This window comes from Yinghuangia sp. YIM S09857, from assembly GCF_051388915.1.
Classification (GTDB): Bacteria; Actinomycetota; Actinomycetes; order Streptomycetales; family Streptomycetaceae; genus Yinghuangia.
In genome coordinates, this window is sequence record NZ_JBPKBH010000008.1 from 1 (window position 1) to 12,672 (window position 12,672).

17 protein-coding genes are annotated in these 12,672 nt (G+C 70.7%); 9 read left to right on the plus strand and 8 right to left on the minus strand.

Annotated features, from left to right (window positions below):
• Positions 1–70: 70 nt before the first annotated feature.
• Entirely contained in the window at positions 71–268 is a 198-nt protein-coding gene (locus ACRX5S_RS18465; protein WP_436774067.1) for a hypothetical protein, read from the minus strand.
• 303 nt (positions 269–571) lie between these two features.
• On the opposite strand from ACRX5S_RS18465, the gene ACRX5S_RS18470 reads away from it, so the two are divergent.
• The 4 genes from ACRX5S_RS18470 to ACRX5S_RS18485 all read left to right on the plus strand — a co-directional run bounded on the left by ACRX5S_RS18470 (position 572) and on the right by ACRX5S_RS18485 (position 2,820).
• Entirely contained in the window at positions 572–967 is a 396-nt protein-coding gene (locus ACRX5S_RS18470) for a hypothetical protein (protein WP_436774068.1), read from the plus strand.
• Positions 964–1,863 (plus strand): transcriptional regulator, encoded by a 900-nt coding sequence (locus ACRX5S_RS18475; protein ID WP_436774069.1) that lies wholly within the window; start codon positions 964–966, stop codon positions 1,861–1,863. The genes ACRX5S_RS18470 and ACRX5S_RS18475 overlap by 4 nt, the downstream gene beginning before the upstream one ends.
• 22 nt (positions 1,864–1,885) lie before the next feature.
• The gene (locus ACRX5S_RS18480; protein WP_436774070.1) at positions 1,886–2,329 is read left to right on the plus strand and encodes a roadblock/LC7 domain-containing protein; all 444 of its coding nucleotides are present in this window, start codon (positions 1,886–1,888) and stop codon (positions 2,327–2,329) included.
• A 107-nt stretch (positions 2,330–2,436) separates the two neighbouring features.
• Positions 2,437–2,820, plus strand: coding sequence for a hypothetical protein (locus ACRX5S_RS18485; RefSeq protein WP_436774071.1), 384 nt, complete (start codon positions 2,437–2,439; stop codon positions 2,818–2,820).
• Positions 2,821–2,937: 117 nt separating this feature from the next.
• Here the strand turns inward: ACRX5S_RS18485 and ACRX5S_RS18490 are convergent, their stop codons facing one another.
• Complete coding sequence (locus tag ACRX5S_RS18490; RefSeq protein ID WP_436774072.1) at positions 2,938–3,657, minus strand: TSUP family transporter; 720 nt, start codon at positions 3,655–3,657, stop codon at positions 2,938–2,940.
• A gap of 398 nt (positions 3,658–4,055) precedes the next feature.
• On the opposite strand from ACRX5S_RS18490, the gene ACRX5S_RS18495 reads away from it, so the two are divergent.
• Positions 4,056–5,117 (plus strand): Gfo/Idh/MocA family protein, encoded by a 1,062-nt coding sequence (locus ACRX5S_RS18495; protein ID WP_436774073.1) that lies wholly within the window; start codon positions 4,056–4,058, stop codon positions 5,115–5,117.
• Positions 5,118–5,358: 241 nt separating this feature from the next.
• Here ACRX5S_RS18495 and ACRX5S_RS18500 read toward each other — a convergent pair whose 3' ends face one another.
• The 6 genes from ACRX5S_RS18500 to ACRX5S_RS18525 form a co-directional block, all read right to left on the minus strand.
• On the minus strand, positions 5,359–5,487 hold the full coding sequence (locus ACRX5S_RS18500) for a hypothetical protein (RefSeq protein ID WP_436774074.1): 129 nt from the start codon (positions 5,485–5,487) through the stop codon (positions 5,359–5,361).
• Between the two features lie 349 nt (positions 5,488–5,836).
• The gene (locus ACRX5S_RS18505; RefSeq protein WP_436774075.1) at positions 5,837–7,003 is read right to left on the minus strand and encodes a hypothetical protein; all 1,167 of its coding nucleotides are present in this window, start codon (positions 7,001–7,003) and stop codon (positions 5,837–5,839) included.
• A 216-nt stretch (positions 7,004–7,219) separates the two neighbouring features.
• Positions 7,220–7,930, minus strand: a complete 711-nt coding sequence (locus ACRX5S_RS18510) for a hypothetical protein (protein WP_436774076.1) — start codon at positions 7,928–7,930, stop codon at positions 7,220–7,222.
• A gap of 137 nt (positions 7,931–8,067) precedes the next feature.
• On the minus strand, positions 8,068–8,835 hold the full coding sequence (locus ACRX5S_RS18515) for an SDR family oxidoreductase (protein ID WP_436774077.1): 768 nt from the start codon (positions 8,833–8,835) through the stop codon (positions 8,068–8,070).
• Positions 8,835–9,071, minus strand: a complete 237-nt coding sequence (locus tag ACRX5S_RS18520; RefSeq protein WP_436774078.1) for a DUF397 domain-containing protein — start codon at positions 9,069–9,071, stop codon at positions 8,835–8,837. Before ACRX5S_RS18520 ends, ACRX5S_RS18515 begins: the two co-directional genes overlap by 1 nt.
• The gene (locus ACRX5S_RS18525; protein WP_436774079.1) at positions 9,068–9,886 is read right to left on the minus strand and encodes a helix-turn-helix domain-containing protein; all 819 of its coding nucleotides are present in this window, start codon (positions 9,884–9,886) and stop codon (positions 9,068–9,070) included. The genes ACRX5S_RS18520 and ACRX5S_RS18525 overlap by 4 nt, the downstream gene beginning before the upstream one ends.
• Before the next feature lie 121 nt (positions 9,887–10,007).
• On the opposite strand from ACRX5S_RS18525, the gene ACRX5S_RS18530 reads away from it, so the two are divergent.
• The 4 genes from ACRX5S_RS18530 to ACRX5S_RS18545 all read left to right on the plus strand — a co-directional run bounded on the left by ACRX5S_RS18530 (position 10,008) and on the right by ACRX5S_RS18545 (position 12,632).
• A complete protein-coding gene (locus ACRX5S_RS18530) occupies positions 10,008–10,418 on the plus strand; it encodes an ATP-binding protein (protein ID WP_436774080.1) in 411 nt (136 codons plus the stop codon).
• Between the two features lie 83 nt (positions 10,419–10,501).
• On the plus strand, positions 10,502–11,128 hold the full coding sequence (locus ACRX5S_RS18535; RefSeq protein WP_436774081.1) for a hypothetical protein: 627 nt from the start codon (positions 10,502–10,504) through the stop codon (positions 11,126–11,128).
• Between the two features lie 75 nt (positions 11,129–11,203).
• Entirely contained in the window at positions 11,204–12,103 is a 900-nt protein-coding gene (locus ACRX5S_RS18540) for a hypothetical protein (protein ID WP_436774082.1), read from the plus strand.
• A 130-nt stretch (positions 12,104–12,233) separates the two neighbouring features.
• Complete coding sequence (locus tag ACRX5S_RS18545) at positions 12,234–12,632, plus strand: RidA family protein (RefSeq protein WP_436774083.1); 399 nt, start codon at positions 12,234–12,236, stop codon at positions 12,630–12,632.
• Positions 12,633–12,672 lie beyond the last annotated feature (40 nt).

The following is a 12,672-nucleotide window of genomic DNA, read 5'->3' on the forward strand; positions in this document are numbered from 1 at the left end:
TACGGCGGACGCCCTCTCCTCAACGCAGCCTGATCACCCGGCAACCCGGTCAACGTTTCCGGTCACAGCACTAGAGCGCCCACTGCTCGGCGAATCGGATCAGCGGCATTGCCGAAATCGCCGACCTTGCCGATGCGGGCGCCGCGACATGCTCGACGTCGAAGGCGCTCAGTCGCTCCGGGGCAACGCGTGCGAGCACCGCCCGCAGCGCCTCGGGCGTGGCCGACGGCGGCGGAGGCGATCCGGCCCGCGCGTTCGCGTCGGTCATGGCAGATCTGCCTCCGGCCGTCCGTTTCAGGCCGACGAGCCGGTGCGCGTCAGCCGTCCGCGGTGACTCCCAACGCGCCGAATATGACCGTGCGGGCTCACTCATACGCACATAGTGGGATCCGATTGCCATTGCGCGTAACCGCATTGGCCGATTGCCGACCCGCTCCGCGGTTTCCGTGAACCGGGCATCGTAGCTCGGCTGGGGTGGGGGGCCGCTGAGGTTTGGGGGAATTCACTCGTTCGCGCGGGGACTCTGCGTAGCGTCGCGGCCACTGACGTCACGCAGGAAGGGGAGCCCGGCGTGCCAGGGATCGACGAATGCCTGCACGAGGCCATGGAGTTGCCCGGGGCGCTGGGAGCTTCGGTGGTGGAGTGGGTGAGCGGCCTCGCGCTGGGTGCGGTCGGAGAGTCGCCGAACGGGGACCATGAGGCGACGGCCGCGGAGACGGCCGAACTCGCGCGGCTGGCCGCCGAGTACGCGGCGTTCTCGGTGCCGGAGGCGCGCTACATCGCGGCCGAGACGCCGGTCGAGGACATCATCGTGACGACGCGCACCGGGTTCCATCTGCTGCGGTTCGTGGAAACGCAGTTCGACAGCAGCGTGTTCGTGCACCTGTGGCTCGACCGGTCGACCGCGAACCTCGCGCTGTCCCGGCTGCGGCTCCAGGACCTCGCGGAACGGTTGGCGCTGTCATGACAGTTGCCGTTGCCGAGGCGGCGGCCGGGAGCGGTCCCGGGGTGGGGACGCTGCCTCGCGAGAGCGCGCTCGCGTATCTCGCGGACCGGCATGCGACCGGCGTGCTCTTCGGCGGCTCCGGCGCGGTCTACCTGGTGGACGGCGAAGTCGTGCACGCGGAGAGCCCCGAGGCGCCCACGCTCGACGTGCTGCTCGCGGCGACCGGGCGGCTGTCCGAGGACGCCTGGCGGGACGCCCTGGAGCACGCCGGGAGCCACCACCGTGTCGGCCGCTACCTGGTCGACCAAGGGCGGCTCGCGGAAGGGGAGTTGGAGATCTGCCACCTCGGGGCGCTGTTCGACGCGGCGTACTTCGCGCTCGGTCCGGACGCCGGCCCGGTCCGCTTCCGGCAGGGCGCGTCGCACTGGCTGGGCCCGATCCGGCCGGTGCCCGCCCGGGCGGTGGAGCGGGAGTCACGGCGCCGACGCGAACTGCTCGACACCGTATGCCCGGACGCCCGGCTGGACACCGCGCCGGTCACGCCGCATCGGCGTGTCCGGCATGTGACGCGGCGTCAGCAGGCGCTGCTGGACCTGGCCGACGGGAAACGGACGCCCTGCGCGATCGCCCGGCTGCTGGGGCGACCGGCGTTCCACGTGCTGGTCGACGTACGCCGGCTGGCGGCCGCCGGAATCGTCGACCCGCCGCCGCGTGCCGAGCCGATTGCGCGGCTGTCGCCTGGCGCGGCGCCCGGGGCCGCGCCCGGGGCCGCGCCCGACGCGGAGGCCGGAGCAGCGAAAAGCGGCCAGGCCGCGGCGTACGTCCCGCCCTCGTGGCTGGAACACGCGGCCGCCACCCGGGAACCGGACGTCGAGCTTCTGCGCAGGCTCCGCGACGCGCTGGAGGCCCGCCTGTGACCCCGGCCCCCACCGAACCGTCATGAGGCGCGCGCCGTGGCAGCGCGCCGGGAGGAGGAAGACGAAAGTGCCGGCGGCGGAAGCCGAAGTCCTCGATGAGATCCGGCGGTTGCGCGCCCGTCTGCCCCAGGTGACCGGGGCCGTCGCGGCCAGCACCGACGGATTCGTGATCGCCCAGGACGCCGCGGGCCCCGAGGCGGAAGGAGTCGCGGCGCTCACCGCGGCGTCGCTCGCGGTGGCGGTCCGGATGGCCGACGCGACGGGGCGCGGCGCGTTCCGCGAACTGCTGGTGCGCGGCGAGGAAGGCTACGTCGCGACGTACGCGGCGGGCCCGTCCGCGGTGCTCACCGTGCTGGCGGAGCCGCGTACCAACGTGGGCCGCCTGCACCTGGAGTCCCGGATCTCCGGGGCCCGCATCGCCGAACTCGTCGCCGAGGCGCTCGCCGCCCGGGAACCGGGCGGATGACTCCCCCGCGGCGGCCCCGCCCGAGCCGGCGGTACCGGCAAGACCAGGAGCCACCACTGATGACGACACCACGATCGACACCGTCCAGGAGAGGGAAGCCGAACACGATGGCTGCGCACGCGAACACCGAGACCGCGCTCAAGGAAGCGATGACCACGATCGAGGGCACCATCGGCGTCGCCCTCGTCGACTACAACAGCGGCATGGCGCTGGGCACGCTGGGCGGCGGCAAGGACCTCGACCTGGCGGTCGCCGCGGCCGGCAACACCGACGTCGTCCGGGCCAAGGCCCGCACGATGGAAATGCTGGGCCTGAAGGACGAGATCGAGGACATCCTGATCACCCTCGGCACCCAGTACCACCTGATCCGCCTCCTCAAGGGACGCGGCAAGGTCGGCCTGTTCCTGTACCTCGCACTCGACAAGAACCGCGCCAACCTCGCCATGGCGCGCCACCAACTCCGCAGTATCGAGGCCGAGTTGGAAGTCTGAGCCGACCAGGAACCGCACTGCCGGCGACGAGGGCCTGGGGGAAAGGGAGGGGAACGCCGGGGCGGCCGGGGCCGATCGGCCCACCGCCCCGGCACGCCCGTCCGAACTCCTCGGCGGTCAGACGGCGGTGACGACAAGGCCCTTGACCAGGATGGACGCGCCGCCCAGCAGTGCGAGGGCCAGCACCAGGCGACGTAGACCGGTGTCCGAGGTCTTGCCGAGCAGAGTGCCGGCGACGATCCCCAGCGTCACGGCGACTCCGCAGAACGTCCAGGCAGAGCCGGAGAGTTCGGGCATGCCCTTGGTGGCCAGGGACAGCCCGTTGACGAGGACGCCGTAGAACTGCGCGTTGGCGACGAACTCGGGGCCGTGCCAACCGGCGTTCACGGCATAGAGCGTCAGCGGCGGACCGCCGACCCCCGCGGCCGAGTTCATGACGCCGCTGGCCGCACCTGCCGCCAGCGCACCCCCGCGACCGCGCAACGCCCGTACGCGCACTCCGGCGAGGATCAGCGACACGGCCGCGACGACGACCGTTCCGATGCCGATCAGCAGGGCGCGCTCCTGGAGGCGGTCGACCATCAGGGCCCCCACGGGGACCGTCAGCATCGCCGCGGCGACGAGCGGCAGCATCGCGGACAGGCGGACACGCCGCCACGTCGTGGCCAGCCCGACGGCGCTGATGGCCGCCGACGCCAGGTTGGCCAGCAGAACTCCGTGTGCGGGCCCGAGGAGCAGCACCAGTCCGGGTCCGGCGACGAGGCCGAACCCGATGCCGGTGACCCGTTGCAGCGAGGTCGCGACCAGGACGATCACACCGAGCAGCACAGGGGTCATGGCGTGATCGTCGCAGGAGCCACGAACGGGCGATATCCCGTCGCCGCGCGGCGTCAGGGCGTGGCGGGGACAGGGAGGACGAAGCATGTGCCGGTTGCCTGTTCGGACAGCTCCACAGGTGATGGCCGGTCTCGGGGGCGGCGGCGCGGGCGGCGGGGGGGGTACGCGCCCGGGTACGCCGCGGAGTTCGGCCGGGCAGCTCGGCCCGATGAAGTCGCCGTTGGCCACGTCCGGTTCGGTGGCCGCGTAGAGCTGCGGGAGCGCCCCCCGGGCCGGGGTCCGGGCGAGCAGCGGGTTGCCGATGCGGCCGTAGGGTCCGGCGGCTGCGCGGTGCGGCGTGCGCATCCGGATTGCGAAGGGGTTTGGTCCAGGGGCGTGGCGTGCGGCAGCCTTTGGCGATGCGCATCGGGATCGTCGGTTTGCGGATGGGGCTCCACCTGGGCGAGTGGTGCCGAAGGCTCGGGATGGACGTGGCCACGGCATGTGACCGCGACGCGCAGGCCCTCGCGGCGGCGGCCCAAGGGCTTCCCTCCGCCGCCCTGACCACCGACTGGCGCGACCTGCTGGACCAGGACCTGGACGGCGTCGTGCTGGCCAACGACTTCGACGCGCACGCCCCGCTCGCCGTCGAATTCCTCGACCGCGGCGTGCACGTGCTGTCCGAGTCGGCCGCGTGCACCAGCACCGAGGAGGCCAAGGCCCTCGTCGCGGCGGCCGAACGCACCTCTGCCACCTATTCGTTCGCCGAGAACTACGTGCTGCACCCGCACATCCGCCTGCTGCACGACACCGTGCGCTCGGGCCACCTCGGCCGCGTCAGCCTCATCGAGGCCGACTACCTGCACGCGATGTCCCCGGACGACGTCGCCGCGCTGATCGGCGACCCCGCGCACTGGCGCGGACGGATCGCGCCGACGGCGTATTGCACCCACACGCTGTCGCCGGTGCTCGCGCTCACCGACGCGTGGCCGGTCGAGGTGACCGCGTTCCGCGCGGACGACGAGGACCCGCGCGCGGCCGTGGTGATGGTCGTACGCCTGTCCACCGGCGCCCTCGCGATCACCCGCCACGGGTTCCTGCAAGGCGAGCCGGACAGCCACTGGAGCTGGATGTCGGTACGCGGCACCCTCGCCCTCGCCGAGTCGGTCCGCGCCCGCGGCGACCGCGCCTGGTCGGTGCGCGTGCGCCGGGAGGCCTGGGCGTCCCCCGACGCCGCGACGCACGACGCCGAACTGGTGCCGCCGCGGCTGCGGGTGGACGGCGTGGAGATCGAGCGCCGCGCCGAGGGGACCGTACGCCTCCTCCAGGGATTCCGCGCCACCGTCGAGGACGGCGCCCCGCCGTTGGTCCCGGTGCGCCCGGCCGTCGCCGCCTCGCTGGTCGGCGTCGCGGGCGCGGAGTCTCTGGCGTCCGGTTCAGGCCCGGTGCCGGTGCCGGACTTCTCGGGGCAGCCCCAATAGCGGACGCCGGGTGCACGGCCCGGCCGATCTCGGGGCAGGACCGTGCGCAACGCGCCCGGCCCCGCCCCGAGTCTTCGTGCCGACGAGGATGCGGGACGCCCCGACCGCGGTGCCGCCGGAGTCGAAGCGGAACATCGACGCCCCGTCGCCGGACGAGCTGCTGGTCTCGGAGTCGGAGACGTGGATCCAACCGGTTCCGTCAGCAAAGCAGGCAACGCCGTCGGGTGCTTCGGCGGAGTCGTCAGCGCTCGGCGCGCTGCGGGCTGACGGGCTCCTCGTGTTCGTCCTCGGTGCGGCGTACGACGACAGCCACGGTCACGGCCATCACCGCCATGCCGGACGAGTGGTCCTCCAATTCGGTCGAACTCACGAGCCCTCGGCCGGGCCCCGGCGAGTGCCCGCCTGCGGGCGAGGACGAATCACTGGAACTGCGGGGAACCGCCGAACTGGCCGACGGCACGGCCCTGTGCGAGATCACCCGGGCGTGCGGCGACAACAGGTTGTGGCCGGACCGTCCTTGTCGTCCGCCGCGCCGATGGACGAGATCGTCATCGACCACGAACGTCCGTCCGCGGCCATCTTCGCGGTCGGCCGCCGAAACGGTAGGGGCGCCCGTCAAACTGGCTCGGGGGCGTCAGGGTGAACGTACCGTGGCGTAGGGGACGAACGCTCCGCGCCGAAAGCACCACTCGGACCGGCCCCACTGCCGCCGCCTGTCGTCAGTCGTCACCGAGCCCTTTGGACAAGGAGACCTCGGTGCCGCGCGTGGGAGCCGCCTGGGGCGGCGCCTGAGGCTGCGACACCACACTGCGCGGCCCTGGCGCACCTGAAGGACTCAACGACACGGATGCCGAAGGCTGTTGCCCGACCCCGGTCGTCACGGTGGATGACGCCTTGATCCACGGATTCGACGGATCGGCATCGACGCGACGCGTGTCGGGTGCGGGGGCATCCCATCCTCGCCGCGCGGCGAGAGAGGTCTTCGCAAAGCCTTTCTCGGTGGCGTTCACCCTGGAGGCTGTCGCGGCCGACGGCGCGGAATTGACGACGGGTTCGCCGCGCGACGACTTTGCGGCCTCTTTTTTGTGTTCGGACGACGCGTTCGCGACCTCGACGGTGCGAATCGGGCGGAACGTCGTCGGCTCCGGCCTGTACCAGGTCGGCGTGCCGCGTGCGCCGCTCTCGGTGTTGTGCTCAGCCGTTCGCACCCGTGCCGCGGCCTGGGCGGGGTCGTCCAAGGGGGTGACGGCGGCGATGTGTTCAAGGGCTTCCCGAGAGAGCTGGTCGGCGCGCTCAACGGCGTTCTCGGCCCGAGCGGAGGCGCGTGTCAGGGCTTCCTCGGCGGCAAAGGCCGCACGCTCGAAGGCGGCTTCCGCGACGATTACAGGGTCCGCGACGGACTGGAAGGCGGTTGATGCGGCCTCGGCGCGCTTGCCTTCGAGGCTGGCGTACGGGGAGGCCGGCCGCGTGCCCTTCAAATCGGGTCTGCCCGAATTGACATCGGGATTCACGTCCGCCGACATGCCCGCAGCAGCCCCCGACCCTTTGTCGGTCCCGGTCAGGTCGGCCCGAGGCATATCTTCAATCGCCCCCTCGTTGTTCACAACGGCCGCGGTGCTGTCCATGATGAAATGCATTCGCAGACCCACATCTTGGGCGGCCTTGAGCACGACGTCTTGATCGTCCTGACTCTTGACCTCCTGGTAGCCGACCGCCCTGTAGTGCGCCTCCTCGGTCTCGGCTTGCGTGCGCTCGGCATCCTGCCGCTGCTCCCACCGTGCGGTCGCCAGGTCCGTAACGCGTTGTTGGGCTTCGAGGACGGACTCACCGATCTGCAGGGCAGCATCGCCCATGTCCCGGACAAAGGCCTCGGTCTGCCTGGCCACCTGCCGGGCGGTGGTCCTGACGCTACTCACCCCCAAGGCGGCGAAACTCGCGACTCGGCCGGCCTGGTTTTCCCCTTCAGGTCCCCGTGGCCCCTCGGCTCCCGTCATGACTGCACTCCTAGTAGCTTGGAGCGGATCCTACGACGGGTCTCTTTCCGCTATCGGAAAGGGATCGGACATATCCTCAACACGCGGCGGGCCTGCGGAATCGGAAGGTCACTCGCCGGGTTCATCGTCCTCGGTGCGTCGTACCACGACGGCCACGGTCACGGCCATCACCATCATGCCGCCCGCGCCGAGGCCCATCGCGGCACCGGGGTCGAGGGTCGCGACGGTGCCGAGGCTCGGGGCGACGCGGTTCGCGGGGTCGTGGACCGCGAGGAAGCGTTCGCCGGGACGCCCGGGGCAGGGGTCCGAGCCGCGCAGCTCCTCGCGGCTCCCGTCCGGGAGTTGGACCAGGCACGCGGTCTTGGGGTCGGCGCCGCGGGTGACTTCGTGCGTGCGCTCCTCGACGACGGTGACGCTGCCGTCCTTGCCGAAGACATACATGTAGAGGTCGTACGCCTGGAGCGCGGACGCGAGCAGCAGGACACCGCCGAGCGCTCCCGGCACGAGGACGCGCCAGGGCCGCGGGTGCAGATGGCGCAGCACGTAGTAGCGGAGCAGCGCGAGTTGGAAGAGGAGCGGAGCGGCGACGAGGATGCCGCGGGCCATTCCGCCTTCCAGGAAACTGCTGTTGAGGCCGTACGCCTGCACCGGCCAGCACAGCACGCAGACGCCGAGGAAGACCATGGCGCGCCACGCGAGTGTGTGGTGGTCGACGGCGGGCAACCGCCATCGGGGCAGGAGGCCTGCGGAGAGTTTTCGTGCGGAGAGCTGACGTACGGAGAGTTGGCGTACGGAGAACTGTCGTACGGGGCCAGGCATGATCCACCGTCCATGGCCAACGTTGCGCGGGCAACGTTGTTCTACCGGCAAGCGTATGCCGCCGCATCGTAGGCGAGCGAGTACGCGATGTGGACAGCTTCCGCCCGAACTTCACGCAAGCGTGTCCTGCGGGACGGTCAGTGGGCGAGGTGGGCGCCGCCGTCGACGGCGAGGGTGGCGCCGGTGATGTAGGAGGCGGCGTCGGAGGCGAGGAAGAGGACGGCGTCCGCGACTTCGTGGCGGGTGCCGGGGCGGCCGAGGGGGCTGCGGGTACGGGTGCCGGTGACGGCGGTGACGCGGCTGTAGCCCTCCGTGCCGGTCATGCTGCCGGGTGCGACCACGTTGACGCGGACGCCGTCCTTGCCCCATTCGATGGCGCAGGTACGGGTGAGGGCGTCGACACCGGCTTTGGCGGAGGCGACGTGGGCCTGCATCGCCATGCCGGTGTATTGGATCGTCGCGGATATGTTGACGATGGTGCCGCCGTGCTCGGCGAGGTACGCGTCGTAGGTGGCTCGCGAGACGTTGAAGGTGCCGAGGAGGTCGATGTCGACGACGGCTTTGAAACCGTTGGGGCTGAGGCCGGTGAGCGGGGCGGGGAAGTTGCCGGCCGCGTTGTTGACGACGATGTCGAGGCGGCCGTACGCATCGAGGGTCTCGGAGACGACGCGCTGGACCTGAGCGAGGTCGCGGACGTCGCAGACGCCGTAGCGGGCGTCGATGCCCTGGGAGACGAGTTCCTTGACGGCGGGCCGGAGGTTGTCCTCCTTGCGGGAGCAGATGGCGACTTTGGCCCCGTGGTGGCCGAGGGTGCGGGCGATTTCAAGGCCCAGCCCGGTCGCCCCGCCGGTGACGAGGGCGACCCGGTCGGCGAGGAGGTCTTCGCGGAAGAGGGAGGTCGCCATCAGCGACTCGCGGAGGAGAGGAAGAGGGTCCAACGGGAGGCGGGGAATTCGAGGTGGGGGGAGTTGGGGATCTTGCTGTCGCGCACCCCGGTGAGGGAACCTTCAAGAGGTGCAACTTCGACACAGGAGCCGCCTTCAGTGTCGCTGTGGCGGGACTTGCGCCACGTGGCGACCTCGACGCACATGCCGCCCTCGCCGTTGCTGTAGCTCGACTTGCGCCAGTTCCTCGTGGTCACAGCGCCTCCATCAGCTCTCGAATCAGTTCGGTGGACTGGCGCGGCGAGAGAGCCGCTGCCTTCAGGTGTTCGAACCTGCGTGAACACTTTGCCACCGCTACAGGATCGATGAACGCGTGGCCGCCCGCCAGACCCTCGACATAGGCGAAGTCAGGCCCCTCCTCGAAGGTCAGGATCCCTCCGCTCCCGTCGACCGCCACGCAGGGACCGCAGTCCAGAGGCAGCACTTGCAGGCAGATCCTCGGTCGGCCCCCGAGGTCGATCAGCCTGGCCATCTGCGACTTCATGACCGAGCGAGGCGCAAATGTGCGGCGCAGCGCGCTCTCGTCGAGCACGAATGACATCCTCGGTCGCTGCGGCCGATCCAGGATGACCTGGCGACCCATCCGACCGACGATGAACTCCTCGCTCAGATCCTCCTCCTCGTCCGGCCGGCCCGCGCGGATGATGCACCTCATGTACTCCTCGGTCTGCAACAGCCCCGGGACCGTGGTGGCGTCGTAGCAGCGGATCTCGGTCGCCAACAGCTCCAGCCGCGCGTACTGCTCGAAGTACTCCGCAAAGCCACTGCGCTGAAGCAGCGGCATCATGCGGCCGAACTCGCCGCCGGTGCCCAGCACATCGTCGGCCCGCTCGGCGAACTCACCGCTAGGCGTGCGCATGGCCTGCTCGATGTAGGCCACCAGAGATGGCGAGCAGAACAACTTGTCGCCGAGCTTCTCCTGCGACATGTTCCTCTGGCCGCGCCAGTAGCGGATTTCCGCGCCAAAAAAGGCCAGCACCGAAGCCGACCCGTCCAATTCCTTTGGTGGCACGTCCGACCACCCCTCCCCACTAACCAGGTGTCAAGGGCAGCCCCCTCCCAGAGCCTAGGTCCGCCACCCCAACCTAGGTAGCGATTCGGACACATTCAGTGATCGCACCGGAGGACCTCTCGTGCCAGAGCGCCAGCCCACGCCACCCTCGCTCGACCGGGCGCACTTCCTTCCGGTGGCCGAATCCGTTTCGGCGGCACGCCGGTTCACCGCCCGCACCCTCGACGCCTGGGCGCTCCCCCACCTCCGCGACGACGCCTGCCTCTGCGTCAGCGAACTCGTCACCAATGCGGTGCTCCACGCGTACGCCGTCCTCATCAACGTCACCCTCGCCCTCCACCCCGACCGCCTCCGCATCGAGGTGACCGACGACGAGCCGGCCAACCCGGCGCCCGACCGCCTGCCCTCCCCCGACCCCGACGACGAGGGCGGACGCGGACTCCTCCTCATCGCCGCGCTCGGTGCCGACTCCGGCTGGACCACGGATCTCCGCGGCAAAACGGCCTGGGTCGATTTTCCGCTCACCCCTTGACCGCTAACGGCGTTAGCCTCATGCTTAAGACATCGAGCTAACGCCGTTAGCCATAATGCACCAACACCCACAAGGGGGCCGCCATGACCGTCAACACCACCGCCATCACCCGTCGTTCGCGCCTGATCCTGCCGACCGCCGCCGCCGGGTACGTCCACGCCGCCGCCTGGATCGCGGCCCTCGGCGTCGGTATGGGGAAGGTCCCGGAGCTGGGCGACGACAACGGCGCGATCGCCACCGCGTACGCGGACAACGGCTCGGCGGCGGTCGTCCAATCTGTCCTCACCCACGGCATCGCCGCGGCGGCCATCGCCGTCGTCGCGATGGCCCTCCTCAACCGCGGGCGGCGCCTCGCGGGGTGGACGGCCGCCGTGGCGTCCGTCCTCGCGTTCGGCCAACTCGTCCTGGAGCAGGGGGCGATCGCGGCGAGCGATCCCGACCGGGCGGGCGGTCTCTTCAACCTCGCGCTGCGCGTCGACGGGGTGAAGATGTTCGCGTTCGCCGCCGTCGCGGTCCTGACGGTGCCGCTGCTCGCGCGTTCGTGGCAGCGCGGGGTCGCGTACGCCACCGCCGCGGCCATCACGCTCTCCGGCGTCGGCTACCTCCTGCTCGTCCCCTCGCTCGGTGCCGCCGCGATGCTCTCGTTGCCGCTGCTGCTCGTCTGGTTCGCCGTGCTGGCCGTCCGTCTGAGTCGAGGGACCTCCCTCTGACCGGTGCGAACTCCCTTGGGATCCTTGGCTCAACGACACGACGCGCGGCAAGGACGACCGCAAGGGAGGGCCACCATGCCTTGGTGGATCGAGCAGATCGCCATCGGAACAGCGCTGTGGTCGGCGGCCACCGCCGCCGTCACCACCCACCTGCTGCGCAGGCAGCGCGCTCGGGACGCACGCGATGCCGCGATCGTCTCCCAGGCCCTGGCCCAGGACATCTCGGTGTACGAAGCCGCGCGGTTCACCGGGGACAGCGGCACCGAGATCGCCGTGTGGCTGCTCCTCGAAGGCGGCCACGTACACGTCGCGCGCGACGGGCGCATCCGCCCCACGATCGCCACCCTGACGCGGCCGCGCCCCGCGCTCGACGACCCGGCCCAGGTCGCGGTGCTCGATTTCCTGCGCGGCCACCCGCACGGCAGCAAGCTGCACGAGATCAAGGACGACAGCACCTGCCGCCGCCTCTGCGAGACCGACCCGGATCTGCGCAAGACGGTCGCCGGACTGGGCGAACTGCGCCGGGACGGGTTGCGGCGGCGGGCGATTGCCGCGGCGTACCTGATCCCGGTGCTGGCGTCGCTGAGCGCCGTCCTGCACGCGACCGCCACGTCTGCCGAGTATCGGAGCTTCGCGGAGTACTACTGGTTCATCGCACCCGCAATCGCCATCGTCTACCTGCCGGTCTCCGCCGCGCGGCTGTTCCCGCGCAGGCGGAACGGCGTGGCCGAGTTCCGGCTGTACCAGCGCTGCGAGGACCTGGTCGGCACACGGTTCGCGGGCCTCGGGCACGAGGAGGAGCGCAAGGCCGCGGCGCTGTACCGGCAGAAGGCGCCGGCATACTCCCCCAACAGGTCGCGCAGGGCTGCGAGTTCAAGTACCGCCACCGCCGACACCGGGTGCGGCAGCAGCGCCAGCTGCGGAGCCGCAAGCTCCTGCGGCAGCGGCAGCAGCTGCGGAAGCAGTTGCAGCTGAGTCCACCAAACCACCGCACGCCCCCAGCCCCCGCCCCGCGCGGGGGCTTTCGCATGTGCGCCCGTCCTCCTTGCGCTTCTCTAATCTGGATGTCTAATATCCAGAATAAACAGCGATCAAGGAGACCGTCATGACGCACACCATCAGCAACCCGAGCACACTCCACAACCCGGTCGGTTTCGGGTACAGCCACGTCGCGAGTGCGCCCGCCGCGGACCTGGTCTTCGTGGCGGGGCAGTACGCGTCCAACGAGTCCGGACATGTCGTCACGGACGACTTCGCCGGGCAGGTCGCCCAGTCCTTCGACAACATCGGCCGCGCGCTGGCCTCGGAAGGGCTCGACTTCAGCCATGTCGTGCAGTTGCGGACGTACATCGTCGCCCACGACCAGTCCAAGCTGACCGCCCTGCTGGACGTCATCTCCCGCATCTGGGGCGACACTCCCCCGACGCAAACCCTTCTCGGCGTCGCCGCCCTCGCGCTCCCCGACATGCTCTTCGAGGTGGACGCCGTCGCCGTACGGCCGTAGCACCGGCCCCGAGTCCCCCCGCACAACTCGGGGGCAGCGG